The 13,274-nt window shown below is 59.1% G+C and carries 15 protein-coding genes; 6 read left to right on the top strand and 9 right to left on the bottom strand.

Annotated features, from left to right (window positions below; genetic code table 11):
* Positions 1 to 8: 8 nt before the first annotated feature.
* Complete coding sequence (gene rsmI / locus VLA07_RS05225; RefSeq protein WP_333988548.1) at positions 9 to 914, bottom strand: 16S rRNA (cytidine(1402)-2'-O)-methyltransferase; 906 nt, start codon at positions 912 to 914, stop codon at positions 9 to 11.
* 177 nt (positions 915 to 1,091) lie between these two features.
* Between rsmI and VLA07_RS05220 the strand changes: the two genes are divergently transcribed.
* From VLA07_RS05220 to VLA07_RS05205, 4 genes are all read left to right on the top strand, one after another.
* The gene (locus VLA07_RS05220; RefSeq protein WP_333988547.1) at positions 1,092 to 2,903 is read left to right on the top strand and encodes a penicillin-binding protein activator; all 1,812 of its coding nucleotides are present in this window, start codon (positions 1,092 to 1,094) and stop codon (positions 2,901 to 2,903) included.
* Positions 2,903 to 3,265 (top strand): YraN family protein, encoded by a 363-nt coding sequence (locus VLA07_RS05215; RefSeq protein ID WP_007961623.1) that lies wholly within the window; start codon positions 2,903 to 2,905, stop codon positions 3,263 to 3,265. The genes VLA07_RS05220 and VLA07_RS05215 overlap by 1 nt, the downstream gene beginning before the upstream one ends.
* 104 nt (positions 3,266 to 3,369) lie before the next feature.
* Positions 3,370 to 3,963, top strand: a complete 594-nt coding sequence (locus VLA07_RS05210) for a phosphoheptose isomerase (protein WP_007961622.1) — start codon at positions 3,370 to 3,372, stop codon at positions 3,961 to 3,963.
* Positions 3,960 to 4,538, top strand: coding sequence for a BON domain-containing protein (locus VLA07_RS05205; RefSeq protein WP_007961621.1), 579 nt, complete (start codon positions 3,960 to 3,962; stop codon positions 4,536 to 4,538). Before VLA07_RS05210 ends, VLA07_RS05205 begins: the two co-directional genes overlap by 4 nt.
* Before the next feature lie 51 nt (positions 4,539 to 4,589).
* On the opposite strand, the gene VLA07_RS05200 is transcribed toward VLA07_RS05205, so the two are convergent.
* From VLA07_RS05200 to rplM, 7 genes are all read right to left on the bottom strand, one after another.
* The gene (locus tag VLA07_RS05200) at positions 4,590 to 5,003 is read right to left on the bottom strand and encodes a ClpXP protease specificity-enhancing factor (RefSeq protein ID WP_027612189.1); all 414 of its coding nucleotides are present in this window, start codon (positions 5,001 to 5,003) and stop codon (positions 4,590 to 4,592) included.
* 16 nt (positions 5,004 to 5,019) lie between these two features.
* Complete coding sequence (locus VLA07_RS05195; protein ID WP_007961620.1) at positions 5,020 to 5,637, bottom strand: glutathione S-transferase N-terminal domain-containing protein; 618 nt, start codon at positions 5,635 to 5,637, stop codon at positions 5,020 to 5,022.
* Between the two features lie 146 nt (positions 5,638 to 5,783).
* Positions 5,784 to 6,566 carry a cytochrome c1 gene (locus tag VLA07_RS05190; RefSeq protein ID WP_007917027.1) on the bottom strand — a complete coding sequence of 261 codons (783 nt, stop codon included), beginning with the start codon at positions 6,564 to 6,566 and terminating at the stop codon, positions 5,784 to 5,786.
* Positions 6,566 to 7,777: a cytochrome b gene (locus VLA07_RS05185; protein ID WP_096797145.1), complete on the bottom strand. Its 1,212-nt coding sequence runs from the start codon at positions 7,775 to 7,777 to the stop codon at positions 6,566 to 6,568. Before VLA07_RS05185 ends, VLA07_RS05190 begins: the two co-directional genes overlap by 1 nt.
* Positions 7,777 to 8,370 carry a ubiquinol-cytochrome c reductase iron-sulfur subunit gene (gene petA / locus VLA07_RS05180; protein WP_003228055.1) on the bottom strand — a complete coding sequence of 198 codons (594 nt, stop codon included), beginning with the start codon at positions 8,368 to 8,370 and terminating at the stop codon, positions 7,777 to 7,779. Before petA ends, VLA07_RS05185 begins: the two co-directional genes overlap by 1 nt.
* Positions 8,371 to 8,640: 270 nt before the next feature.
* On the bottom strand, positions 8,641 to 9,033 hold the full coding sequence (gene rpsI, locus VLA07_RS05175) for a 30S ribosomal protein S9 (protein ID WP_007961615.1): 393 nt from the start codon (positions 9,031 to 9,033) through the stop codon (positions 8,641 to 8,643).
* A gap of 14 nt (positions 9,034 to 9,047) precedes the next feature.
* Positions 9,048 to 9,476, bottom strand: coding sequence for a 50S ribosomal protein L13 (rplM, locus tag VLA07_RS05170; protein WP_003228062.1), 429 nt, complete (start codon positions 9,474 to 9,476; stop codon positions 9,048 to 9,050).
* A 244-nt stretch (positions 9,477 to 9,720) separates the two neighbouring features.
* Between rplM and VLA07_RS05165 the strand changes: the two genes are divergently transcribed.
* Complete coding sequence (locus tag VLA07_RS05165) at positions 9,721 to 10,761, top strand: NADP(H)-dependent aldo-keto reductase (protein ID WP_333988546.1); 1,041 nt, start codon at positions 9,721 to 9,723, stop codon at positions 10,759 to 10,761.
* A 100-nt stretch (positions 10,762 to 10,861) separates the two neighbouring features.
* On the opposite strand, the gene VLA07_RS05160 is transcribed toward VLA07_RS05165, so the two are convergent.
* Positions 10,862 to 11,998: an acyl-CoA dehydrogenase family protein gene (locus VLA07_RS05160; RefSeq protein WP_333988545.1), complete on the bottom strand. Its 1,137-nt coding sequence runs from the start codon at positions 11,996 to 11,998 to the stop codon at positions 10,862 to 10,864.
* 250 nt (positions 11,999 to 12,248) lie between these two features.
* Between VLA07_RS05160 and VLA07_RS05155 the strand changes: the two genes are divergently transcribed.
* Entirely contained in the window at positions 12,249 to 13,145 is an 897-nt protein-coding gene (locus tag VLA07_RS05155; RefSeq protein ID WP_171061848.1) for a GlxA family transcriptional regulator, read from the top strand.
* Positions 13,146 to 13,274 lie beyond the last annotated feature (129 nt).

Genomic DNA, 13,274 nt, shown 5'->3' with positions numbered 1-13,274 from the left:
GCGACGGGTTACTCGCCCTTCTGCTGTTCCAGTGCGACCTGATACAGCACGTTTTTGCGCTCGCCGGTGATTTGCGCGGCCAGAGCGGCGGCACGCTTGAGCGGCATCTCTTCGAGCAACAGATTGAGCACGCGCATCGCTTCGCTGCTGACCGCATCTTCAGACTCCGGTGCAGACCAGCCTGCGACCAGCACTACACACTCGCCGCGCTGCTGGTTGCTGTCGGACTCGACAAATGCACGCAGCTCAGCCAGCGGCAAGCCTTTGAGCGTCTCGAAGGTTTTGGTGATTTCCCGGGCCAGCAACGCCTGACGCTCGCCACCGAACACCGCTTCCATGTCCTGCAGGCATTCGAGAATGCGATGCGGGGCCTCATAGAAAATCAGCGTGCGCGGCTCTTCCTTGACCGCTTCCAGGCGCGCCTTGCGCCCTGCCGACTTGGCCGGCAGGAAGCCTTCGAAGATGAATCGGTCGGAGGGCAGGCCCGCCGCCGACAGCGCCGCGATCAACGCACAGGCGCCCGGCACCGGCACCACATTGATCCCCGCCGCCCGTGCCTGACGCACCAGGTGATAACCCGGATCGGAAATCAGCGGCGTCCCGGCATCGGAAATCAGCGCGACGTTATCGCCCGCCAGCAAACGGGTAATAAAGCGGCTACCTTCATCACGTTCATTGTGTTCATGGCAGGCGGCCAACGGCGTGGCAATGCCGAAGTGCTGCATCAGCCGCGCCGAGTGCCGCGTGTCTTCAGCGGCGATCAGCGCCACTTCGCGGAGGATTTTCAGGGCCCGGGCGCTGATGTCGTCCAGGTTGCCGATGGGCGTCGCCACCACATAAAGCGAGCCAGCAGCGGAATTCAAAGGACCTGGAGCAGTCAAAGCGCACACCTCGTGTTCGGTTAAAGCCGGCATTGTAACGCGTCACGAGGCTTGCGAACCGTATGCGCCGAGCGCGGTTTTGCACGCAGTTGTGCGCCGCCGCAACATTTACTCCAGCTAAATTGATTGATTCACGCCAGTAACATCGCGCCCCGGCCAGTGCTTGGGTACAATTCCACGCTAATTTGATCGAGTATCAGGAACACTTACATGATCGCTTGCCTGCGGCTGTTCACTGCCCTCTGCCTCGCTGCCTTGCTGGCGGCCTGCGCCAGCTCCCCTTCCTCCAGCCTTGGCGAACTTCCACGGACTCCGGATGCCAGCATCGAGCAACTGCTCGAACAGGCTACCCAGGCCAAGACGCCGGAAAAAGCCGCCCTGTTGCGCTTGAGTGCGGCAGACCTGGCTTATCGCCAGGGCAACGCCGGCCAGTCCGCGCAGATCCTGCAACAAGTGCCGATGGAGCAGTTGAAGCCAGGCCAGCAGATCTTCGCCAGCACCCTGTCCGCTGAACTGGCGATGACCCGCAATCAGCCGAAAGCTGCGCTGACGGCCCTGAGCCATCCAAGCCTGCAGCACCTGAGCGAAATGCCGGAAGATCAGCAAGTGCGCACCGGCACCGTGCATGCCCGGGCACTGGAAGCCGACGGCCAGACCCTGGCTGCGGCTCGCGAGCGCATCTTCATCGCACCGATGCTCAAAGGCGAAGTCGCAAGCAAGAACCACGAAGCGATCTGGACCTTGATCGCCTCGCTGCCAACCGATCAACTGCAACCCAATACCTCCGACGATCTCGGTGGCTGGATGGGCCTGGCCCTGGCAGTGAAAACTGCCGGCACTCTGGAACAGCAGCAAGCGGCGATCGATGCCTGGCGCGCGCAGAATCCAAAACACCCCGCTGCGATCAACCTGCCGCTGCCCCTGACCAAACTCAAGGAACTGGCCAGCCAGCCCCTGAGCAAGATCGCCCTGCTGCTGCCGCAAGACGGCCCGCTGGCCTCGGTCGGCAAGGCCCTGCGTGAAGGTTTCATGGCGGCGCACTATCAAGCGCAACAGGCCGGCCAGAAGCCGCCCGCCATCGAGTTCTACGACAGCTCCAAGCTGACCTCGATGGACGAGTTCTACCGCAAGGCTCAGGCTGACGGCGTGCAACTGGTGGTCGGCCCGCTGGAAAAACCGCTGGTCAAACAACTGAGCACCCGTCCGCAACTGCCGATCACCACCCTCGCATTGAACTACAGCGAAGGTGATCAAGGTCCGGCGCAACTGTTCCAGTTCGGCCTGGCGGCTGAAGACGAAGCCCGCGAAGTTTCGCGTCGTGCCCGCGCCGACGGCCTGCATCGCGCGGCGATCATGGTGCCGAAAGGCGAATGGGGCGACCGCGTACTGCGTGCGTTCAGCCAGGACTGGCAGGCCAATGGCGGCAGCATCGTCGCCACCGAACGTGTCGATCAGCCGGTGCAACTGGCCCAGCAGATCGCCGACATGTTCCAGCTGCGTCAGAGCGAAGCCCGCGCCAAGAGCCTGCAGAACGCCGCTGGCACCAACGTAGCCGCGCAGCCGTCGCGTCGTCAGGACATCGAGTTCATCTTCCTCGCAGCCACCCCGCAACAGGCGCAGCAGATCAAGCCGACCCTGAACTTCCAGTACGCGGGCGATGTTCCGGTGTACGCGACCTCCCACGTCTACAGCGCCAGCGGCGATGTGAACCAGTACAACGACATGAACGGTGTGCGCTTCTGCGAAACCCCGTGGTTGCTGGAAGCCAACGACCCGCTGCGCCAGCAAGTCACCGCGCAATGGCCACAAGCGGCCGGTAGCCTTGGCCGCCTGTACGCCATGGGCGTCGATGCCTACCGCTTGGCACCGCGCCTGGGTCAGTTGAAGGCGCTGCCGGACAGCCGCATCGAAGGTCAGTCGGGCAGCCTGGGCATGACCCAGACCCAACGCGTGGTGCGTCAGTTGCCATGGGCGCAGTTCGTCAACGGTCAGGTTCAACGCCTGCCGGACACCCCGCGCTGATGCCCGACGGCTCGCACCTGCAGAGCGGCAAGGATGCCGAGCGCCAGGCGCTCGAGCATCTGCAACACCAGGGTCTGCGCCTGCTGGCGCAGAACTGGTCATGCAAACGGGGCGAGCTTGATCTGGTCATGCTTGATGGCGATACAGTAGTATTCGTCGAAGTCCGCTACAGAAAAAACACTCAATGGGGTGGCGCGCTCGCTAGCATCGATGAGCGCAAACGGCAGAAACTGATTTTCGCCGCGCAGTATTTTCTTCAGCGTGAGTCACGCTGGGCTGATTCCCCTTGCCGCTTCGACGTGGTGGCCATCGACAGGCACCCGGATCAATTGAACTGGTTGCAGAATGCGTTCGATGGTTGATTCTCTGCACACCACCCCGGACACTTTCACCGACAATTTTTGCTCTTTGCTTTGCGGGCTGCACATTCACGTGCCGAACAGCCGCGCTACTTAAGGTCACACAGATGGACATGCAATCCCGAATTCGCCAGCTTTTCCAGGCCAGTATCGACACCAAGCAACAGGCGATGGACGTACTTGCACCGCACATCGAGCAAGCCAGCCAGATCATGGTCAACGCCCTGCTCAACGAAGGCAAAATGCTTTCGTGCGGCAACGGCGGCTCTGCCGGCGACGCCCAGCACTTCTCCTCGGAGCTGCTCAACCGCTTCGAGCGCGAACGCCCGAGCCTGCCGGCCATCGCCCTGACCACCGACAGCTCGACGATCACCTCGATCGCCAACGACTACAGCTACAACGAAGTGTTCTCCAAGCAGATCCGCGCACTGGGTCAACCAGGCGACGTATTGCTGGCGATTTCGACCAGCGGTAACTCGGCAAACATTATTCAGGCGATCCAGGCCGCACATGATCGCGAAATGATTGTCGTAGCATTGACTGGCCGCGATGGCGGCGGCATGGCTTCGCTGCTGCTGCCTGAAGATGTCGAGATTCGCGTACCGGCCCATGTCACTGCACGTATTCAGGAAGTCCATCTGCTGGCGATCCATTGCCTCTGCGATCTGATCGACAGCCAACTGTTCGGGAGTGAAGAATGACCCCTAATCGCCTTGGCCTTCTGGCCTTGACCCTGTGCCTCGGCATCAGCGGCTGCACCTCGGTGGTGAATGCCAGCCGTGAAGCGCCGATTGAAGACGACCGCGGCACCCGAACCTTCGGCAGCAAAATCGACGACTCGCTGATCGAGACCAAAGTCGGCGTCAACGTGGCCAAGGCCGACCCCGGCCTGGACAAGGACTCGCATATTGTCGTCACCAGCTTTAACGGCGTGGTGCTGCTCGCCGGCCAGACGCCGCGCGAAGACCTCAAGGCCAAGGCCGAACAGGCCGCCGCCAACGTCCAGCGCGTGAAGAAGGTGCACAACGAGCTGCAAGTGATTGCGCCGTCCAGCTTCCTCGCCCGCCAGAACGACGCCTGGCTGACCACCAAGATCAAGACCCAGATGCTGACCGATGCCAGCATTCCCGGCTCGCGCATCAAGGTCGTGACCGAGAACGGCATCGTCTATCTGCTGGGCCTGCTGACCAAGCAGGAAGCCCAACAGGCGACCAACCTGGTGCAGAGCGTTTCCGGTGTGCAGAAAATCGTGAAGCTGTTCGAATACATCGACTGATACGCGACGAGCAGATACAAAAAAGGCGATCCATCCGGATCGCCTTTTTTATTACTTCACCACTTTCAAGCTTGGCCGGCCGCTTGGTCGCGGCGGCTCGCTGCCCGGTGGCGGCAAGTCGTCATCCGGCTCGATATCGTCTTCGTCATCCATCGGCGACTCGAGATCGAACACCATGCCCTGCCCGTTCTCCCGGGCGTAGATGCCCAGAATCGCGCTGATTGGCACATACAGACTGTGCGGAACGCCACCGAAGCGACCCTCGAAGGTCACCACGTCGTTGTCCATGTGCAAGTGCCGCACGGCGCTGGGCGAAATGTTCAGGACAATTTGCCCGTCACTGGCAAAGCCCTGCGGCACCTGCACTGCCGGGTATTCGGAATTGACCAGCATGTGCGGGGTGCAATCGTTATCCACAATCCACTCGTAGAGCGCGCGGACCAGATAAGGTCGACTGGAGTTCATAGCGGCTCCTTAAGCCTTAGCGCATATCGCGTTCGACGCCAGACAGACTCGCCTGGAAAGCCTCACGCGCAAACTGGCGCTCCATATAATCAAGCAGCGGCTTGGCCGGCCGCGGCAGTTCAATACCCAGAATCGGCAAACGCCAGAGTATTGGCAATAGGCAGCAATCCACCAGACTTTGTTCCTCACTGAGGAAAAACGGCTTGTCGGCAAACAGCGGCGACACGCCCGTCAGGCTTTCACGCAATTCCTTACGCGCCACGACACGCGCGGCCTCCTTGGACTTGGGATCAAGAATCAGATCCACCAGACCACACCAGTCGCGCTGAATACGGTGAATCAGCAGACGACTGTTGGCACGCGCCACCGGATAAACCGGCATCAGTGGCGGATGCGGGTAACGCTCATCCAGATATTCCATCACCACGGTCGACTCCCACAACGCCAGGTCGCGATCGACCAGCGTCGGGAGACTGCCGTAAGGGTTCACCTCAATCAGTTTAGGCGGCTGGCGACCAGCTTCCACGTAAATGATTTCGGCGCTGACACCCTTCTCTGCAAGCACGATGCGCACTCGGTGGGAATAGTGGTCGGCGGGGTCGGAGTAACAGGCCAACCGATTGGTCACGCCCATGGCGATCCTCCTCGCTTGTTGAAATTATCGGAACCGGAAAAACGCGCGCGCCCAGAGGGCGCCTCCCGCAACGCCTGGCGAACCAGGTGTCGCGTTATCGGAGGCGCCCTTGGGCGCGCGCGATTAACAGCAATGCTTGAAGCGTATCAGTGCACGTCTTTCCAGTATTCACGCTTGAGCAGGTAGGCGAACACAAAGAAGAACGCCAGGTACAGCAAGACGTAAGTACCGATGCGCTGATGTTGCAGCTTAACCGGGTTAGCCGAGTAAGCCAGGAAGGTTACCAGATTCTTGACCTTCTCATCGAACTGCTCTTCGTTCAGAGCACCGGATTTCGGCACGATGGTCAACTGATCGCACGCTTCATGGGTCAGCGGCGTACCGGTCAGCGGATCGTATTGCTTCTTGCCGTCCTCGACGATCTGCACTTGCTTGCAGCCAACCACCTGGCGACCTTGCAGGCCGACCAGCACGTTAGGCATGCCGACGTTCGGGAAGACCTTGTTGTTCACGCCCCAAGGACGTGCCGGATCTTCGTAGAACGAGCGCAGGTAACCGTAGAGCCAGTCAGTACCACGCACACGAGCCACCAAAGTCAGGTCCGGCGGAGCAGCACCGAACCAGGTCTTGGCGTCCGCCGGCTGCATGCCGATGTTCATGTGGTCGCCGATCTTGGCGCCAGTGAACACCAGCTTCTCGAGCATCATTTCGTGGGGAATGCCGAGGTCATCGGCCACCCGCTCGTAACGCTGAAACTTGGCACTGTGGCAGCCCATGCAATAGTTGGCGAAGGTTCGCGCGCCATCTTGCAGGGCAGCCTTATCGGATACATCGATGTCGACTTTTTCCAGCTCCGGACCACCGTGTTCGGCGGCGAAAGACAGCACGGGCAGAGCAGCAAAAATCAGAGCAAAAAATAACTTTTTCATCAGCCAGTCACCCTTTCCGGTACCGGTTTGGTCTTCTCGAGCCTGGTGTAGAACGGCATCAGAATGAAGTAGGCGAAGTACAGGAAGGTGCAGATCTGCGACACCAGCGTGCGCTCCGGCGTCGGGGCGAGTACACCCAGAATGCCGAGGATCACGAAGGAAATGCAGAACACCACCAGCCAGATTTTGCTCATCCAGCCCTTGTAGCGCATCGATTTGACCGGGCTGCGATCCAGCCACGGCAGCACGAACAACATGGCAATCGAGGCGCCCATGGCGATCACGCCCATGAGTTTGTCCGGGATCGCACGCAAGATCGCGTAGAACGGCGTGAAGTACCAGACCGGTGCAATGTGCTCAGGCGTCTTGAACGGGTTGGCTTGCTCGAAGTTTGGTTTTTCGAGGAAGTAGCCGCCCATTTCCGGGAAGAAGAACACGATAAAGCAGAAGATGAACAGGAACACCACTACGCCGACGATGTCTTTCACGGTGTAGTACGGATGGAAGGCAATGCCATCCAGCGGGACACCGTTTTCGTCTTTGTGCTTCTTGATGTCGACGCCATCCGGGTTGTTCGAGCCGACTTCGTGCAGTGCCAGGATGTGCAGCACCACCAGACCGAGGATCACGATCGGAAGGGCCACGACGTGCAGGGCGAAGAAGCGGTTCAGGGTAATCCCGGAGATCAGATAGTCACCCCGAATCCACTGGGTCAGGTCGTTGCCGATCACCGGAATCGCACCGAACAGCGAGATGATCACCTGGGCACCCCAGTAGGACATCTGACCCCAAGGCAGCAGATAACCCATGAAGGCCTCGGCCATCAGCGCCAGGTAGATCAGCATGCCGAATACCCAGACCAGTTCACGTGGTTTCTGGTACGAACCGTAGAGCAGGCCACGGAACATGTGCAGGTAGACCACGATGAAGAACGCCGAAGCGCCGGTGGAGTGCAGCAGACGCAGGATCGAGCCGTACTCGACATCGCGCATGATGTATTCGACGGAAGCGAAGGCCTCTTCTGCCGACGGCGTGTAGCTCATCGTCAGCCAGACACCGGTGACAATCTGATTGACCAGCACCAGCAGCGCCAGCGAGCCGAAGAAATAGAAGAAGTTGAAGTTTTTTGGTGCGTAATACTTGCTGAGATGGTCTTCCCACATTTTTGTCGCAGGGAAGCGCGCATCAACCCAATCCATGAACTTGCTCATCACGCTTTCTCCGTATCGACGCCAATGACAATCAGGTCATCGGTCTCATAGGAATGCGGGGGAACTGGCAGGTTCAAAGGCGCGGGTTGCGACTTGTAGACGCGGCCAGCCAGATCGTAGTGGGAACCGTGGCAAGGGCAGAAATAGCCACCGACCCAGTCTTTACCCAGATCTGCAGGCGCCACTTCGGGACGGAAGGTTGGTGAGCAACCCAGGTGCGTGCAGATCCCGATCAGCAGGAGAATTTCCGGCTTGATCGAACGCACTTCAGGATCGACATAGGTAGGTTGCGTGGAGTTTTTGGAAGTCGGATCGGAGAGCTGGCCCTCGATCTTCTTGAGATTCCCCAGGATTTCCGCAGTACGGCGGACAATGAACACCGGCTGGCCGCGCCACTCGGCAATCATCTGCTGTCCTGGCTCGATCTTGCTGACATTCACTTTCACCGGTGCACCGGCGGCTTTCGCCTTGGCACTGGGAAACCATGACCCCACGAACGGGACCGCAGCCCCCACCGCTCCTGCAGCACCCACCACGGATGTGGCTGCTACCAAGAAGCGACGCCGGCCTGCATTCACGCCGTCATTGCTCATTCAGTCCTCTCCCATCAGCTTTGTGGCCTGTTAAATCAGGCATCTACTAAATAAATCAATGTTACTTATAAAAATTTTGCCGAGATGGTAATGAAAAGCCCCAATTCTGACAAGGGAATTACCCGGAGCTCATACCCTCAAGCCTTGCAGTATAGGGGGTCTACGAATGTGGCAAGTTGTCACAGCGCAATTCTTTTGATAAATCGCAGGCATAAAAAAACGCCCGGTTCCGTGAGGAATCGGGCGTTCTTTTTTGAACGTGGAAACGAATTAACGCTTCGAGTACTGCGGACGCTTACGCGCTTTACGCAGACCAACTTTCTTACGTTCAACTTCACGGGCGTCGCGAGTAACGAAGCCAGCTTTGCGCAGAGCGCTACGCAGGGTTTCGTCGTAGTCCATCAGAGCGCGAGTGATGCCGTGGCGGATTGCGCCAGCCTGACCACTTACACCACCACCGATGACAGTGACGTAGATGTCGAACTTCTCGACAGTCTCGGTCAGTTCCAGCGGCTGACGAACTACCATGCGGGCAGTTTCGCGGCCGAAGAACGAGTCCAGGGAGCGGTTGTTGATGGAGATGTTACCAGTACCCGGACGCAGGAAAACGCGTGCGGTTGCGGTCTTGCGACGGCCAGTGCCGTAATTTTGAGTCGCCGACATAATGAACTATTCCGTTAAATCTTCAGTTCTTGGGGCTGCTGAGCAGTATGAGGGTGTGCAGCGCCCGCATAGACTTTCAGCTTACGGTACATGTCACGACCCAGCGGGTTCTTAGGCAGCATGCCTTTAACCGCGGTCTCGATCACGCGCTCAGGGGCTTTGGCGATCAGCTTTTCAAAGTTGATCGACTTGATGCCGCCCGGGAAACCGGAGTGGGAGTAGTACATTTTGTCAGTGGTTTTAGCGCCGGTTACACGGATCTGCTCAGCGTTGATTACGACGATGTAGTCGCCGGTGTCAACGTGAGGAGTGTACTCAGGCTTGTGCTTGCCACGCAGACGGCTCGCGATTTCGGTGGCCAGACGACCCAGGGTCTGACCAGCAGCGTCGACGACAAACCAGTCGCGCTTTACTGTTTCCGGTTTAGCAGTAAAAGTTTTCATTCTTTATAGCCTCAGGGGCCGCCTGTAAATAAGACGGCGGATCTTACTGAATAGTGCGTACTTTGACAAGTCAAAGGCAGCCGGATACAGACGCTTTCGGGGGCTCGGGTCGGCGCGTCCGTTCAACGGCAAGATTCTTCGGCGGCGGCGCATCACTTCCACTGCAGAAAGAGGTCGGCAATTATGCAGATTGCGAAAAAATTTTCAACCTGCTTTTATGATTGTTTTGCCCAAGGAGCACCCGATGGACTATCGCCAGCTAGGCCGTACCGACCTGAACGTGAGTGCAATCTGCCTCGGCACCATGACCTGGGGCGAGCAAAACACTGAAGCTGAAGCCTTCGCCCAGATCGAACAGGCCAAGGAAGCCGGGATCAATTTCATCGACACCGCCGAGATGTACCCGGTGCCGCCGAAAGCCGACACCTACGCCACCACCGAGCGCTACATCGGCAATTACTTCAAGCGTCGCGGCGACCGCGCCGACTGGATCCTAGCCAGCAAGATCGCCGGCCCCGGCAACACCATCGACTACATCCGCGACAAGAACCTGCGCCACAATCGCCAGCACATCACCGCCGCGGTGGATGCTAGCCTCGAGCGCCTGCAGACTGATTACATCGACCTTTATCAATTGCACTGGCCAGAGCGCAGCACCAACTTTTTCGGACAGCTGGGCTACAAGCACAAGATCGAGGCCAACCTGACGCCGCTCGAAGACACCCTCGAAGCGCTCGACGAACAGGTCAAGGCCGGCAAGATCCGCCACATCGGGCTGTCCAACGAGACGCCGTGGGGCACCATGCGTTTCCTAGCCCTGGCCGAAGCCCGTGGCTGGCCGCGTGCGGTGTCGATCCAGAACCCGTACAACCTGCTCAACCGCAGCTTCGAAATCGGCCTGGCGGAAATCGCCATCCGTGAACAATGCGGCCTGCTCGCCTACTCGCCGCTGGCGTTCGGTTTCCTGTCCGGCAAGTACGAGGGTGGCGCTCGCCCACCGAAAGGTCGCCTGAGCCTCTACAGCCGCTTCAGCCGCTATTTCAACGCGCAATCGGAAGCTGCCTGCAGCCGCTATGTGGCATTGGCCCGTGAACACGGTCTGGATCCGGCGCAAATGGCGCTGGCGTTCGTCACCCAGCAACCGTTCGTCACCAGCAACATCATTGGCGCGACGACACTTGAGCAACTGGACAGCAACATTGCCAGTTTTGATCTGAAACTTTCCGATGAAGTGCTGGCGGGAATCGAGGCGATTCACAAGGATCACCCGAACCCGGCGCCTTGATCGACCGCTAAAAGCTTCGCGAGCAGGCTCGCTCCCACAGGTACGGTGATCCCTGTGGGAGCGAGCCTGCTCGCAAAGAGGCCCGTCAATGCAGCGAAGATCAAAGCGAGCGCGCAATGATCTCCTTCATGATTTCATTGGTGCCGGCATAGATGCGCTGCACGCGCGCATCTGCCCACGCCCGGGCCACCGGGTATTCCCACATGAAGCCGTAGCCGCCATGCAACTGCACGCACTCGTCGAGCACCTTGCATTGCAGGTCGGTGCCCCAGTATTTGGCCATCGCCGCTGTTGGAACATCGAGCTTGCCTTGCAGGTGCAGTTCCAGGCACTTGTCGACAAATACTCGGCCGATCTGAATCTCGGTAGCCATCTCCGCCAGTTTGAAGCGGGTGTTCTGGAAGTCGGCGATCGCCTTGCCGAACGCCTTGCGATCACGGGTGTAATCCAGCGTCCATTGCAGTGCCGCTTCGGCTGAGGCCAGACCACCAATCGCCACGGTCAGACGCTCCTGCGGCAATTCCTGCATCAAATAGGCAAACCCCGCCCCGGCCTGACCCAACAGGTTTTCCTTGGGAACACGCACGTCCTGGAAGAACAATTCCGACGTGTCCTGAGCCTTCATTCCGACCTTCTCCAGGCGTTTGCCCTTCTCGAAGCCCGGCGTATTCGCTTCCACCACAAACAGGCTGGTGCCCTTGGCGCCGGCCTTCGGATCAGTCTTGGCGACGACGATCACCAAATCAGCGAGGAAGCCGTTGGTGATGAAAGCCTTGGAGCCGTTGATCACGTACTCGTCGCCATCCAGCACCGCCGTGGTCTTGACCCCTTGCAGGTCGGAACCGGCACCCGGTTCGGTCATGGCAATCGCACTGACCATCTCGCCAGAGACCAGTTTCGGCAGGTATTTGTGCTTAAGCGCTTCGCTGCCGTAATGCAGGATGTACGGTGCGACGATGTCCGAATGCAGCGAAAAGCCGATACCGGTCAGACCCAAGCGACCGACTTCTTCGATCACCACCGCGCTGTACAGAAAGTCCGCGCCCAGGCCGCCGTATTCTTCCGGCAGGTGTGAGCAGAGCATCCCCGCCTCCCCGGCCTTGTTCCACAGCTTGCGGTCGATGTGGCCTTGTTTCTCCCATTGCGCATGGAACGGCACAGCCTCTTTTTCGAGGAAGGTTCGTACGCTGTCGCGGAACAATTCGTGCTCGGAGCTGAACAAGGTTCTGGGGATCATGCGGCACCTTTCATTCTTGTTGGAGGAATATGACCTTCAGAGACTAAGCCTCACCTCCGACACAGGACACTGGACACATCCGACAAAAAATAAGACGATCCAGCCGTCTGGTGACCACTTTCCCTTATAAAAACAAAACAAAAGTTGAATTATGTCCAAGCAAGTCTCCACGCCCTTGCGGCGCGTCAGCATCCTGGCAATCGACCGGGTTTTCGCATCCACTCTCATGCAGGCCAAGGATTTCTTCCATCTGGCCAGCCTGCGTTACGGCAAACAACTGGGCCACGGCCTGACACCGGCGTTTGAAACCCGCCTGGTCAGCCCCGACGGCAAACCGGTGAACAGCTTCAGTGACGTGATGATGCCGGTGGACGGCGGCCTGGAAAACGCCGACGTCATCATCCTCCCGGCGTTCTGGGACGACTTTGAAACCCTGTGCGGCCGTTATCCACAAATCCTGCCGTGGCTGCGCGAGCAGCATGCCCGCGGCGCCGTGCTCTGCGGCGAAGCCACCGGGGTATTCTGGCTGGCCGAGGCCGGTCTGCTCAATGGCAAGGAAGCGACCACTTACTGGCGCTTCTTCAATGCCTTTGCCGAGCGCTTTCCCAAGGTGTACCTCAATCAGGACAAGCACCTGACCGACGCTGACAACCTGTATTGCGCCGGCGGCACCACTTCGGCCTGCGATCTCTATATCTACCTGATCGAACGCTTCTGCGGCGCCAACGTGGCGCAAGCCGTGGCCCGCGACATTTTGTATGAAGTGCAACGCAGCTATTCGCCGGGACGTATCGGTTTCGGCGGGCAGAAGCTGCACCAGGACGTGATCATCCTGCAGATCCAGCACTGGCTCGAAGAGCATTTCGCCGACAAGTTCCGCTTTGAAGACGTGGCCCGCGAGCACGGCATGAGCATCCGTAATTTCATGCGCCGCTTTCAGACTGCGACTGGCGACAAGCCGCTGCACTACCTGCAACGGTTGCGTATAGAGACCGCCAAGGGCTTGCTGTCCGGCAGCCGCAAGAGCATCAAGACCATCAGTTATGAGGTCGGCTACGACGATGCGAGCTTCTTTGCGCGGCTGTTCCGCCAGCACACCGAGCTGTCGCCGAACCAGTATCGGCAGCAGTTTCAGCAGGCCGCGTAACTCGCTGCCCACGCACAAAACCACTGTGGGAGCGGGCTTGCTCGCGAAAGCGTACTTTCAGTCGGCATCTATTTAGCTGACACACCGCATTCGCGAGCAAGCCCGCTCCCACAGGGGTACTGCGTCGCA

The sequence above is a fragment of the Pseudomonas sp. S3(2024) genome, from assembly GCF_036861315.1.
Taxonomy (GTDB): Bacteria; Pseudomonadota; Gammaproteobacteria; order Pseudomonadales; family Pseudomonadaceae; genus Aquipseudomonas; species Aquipseudomonas putida_A.
Note: the sequence above shows the minus strand (reverse complement) of the source record. Positions and strands in the feature narration are given on the sequence as shown.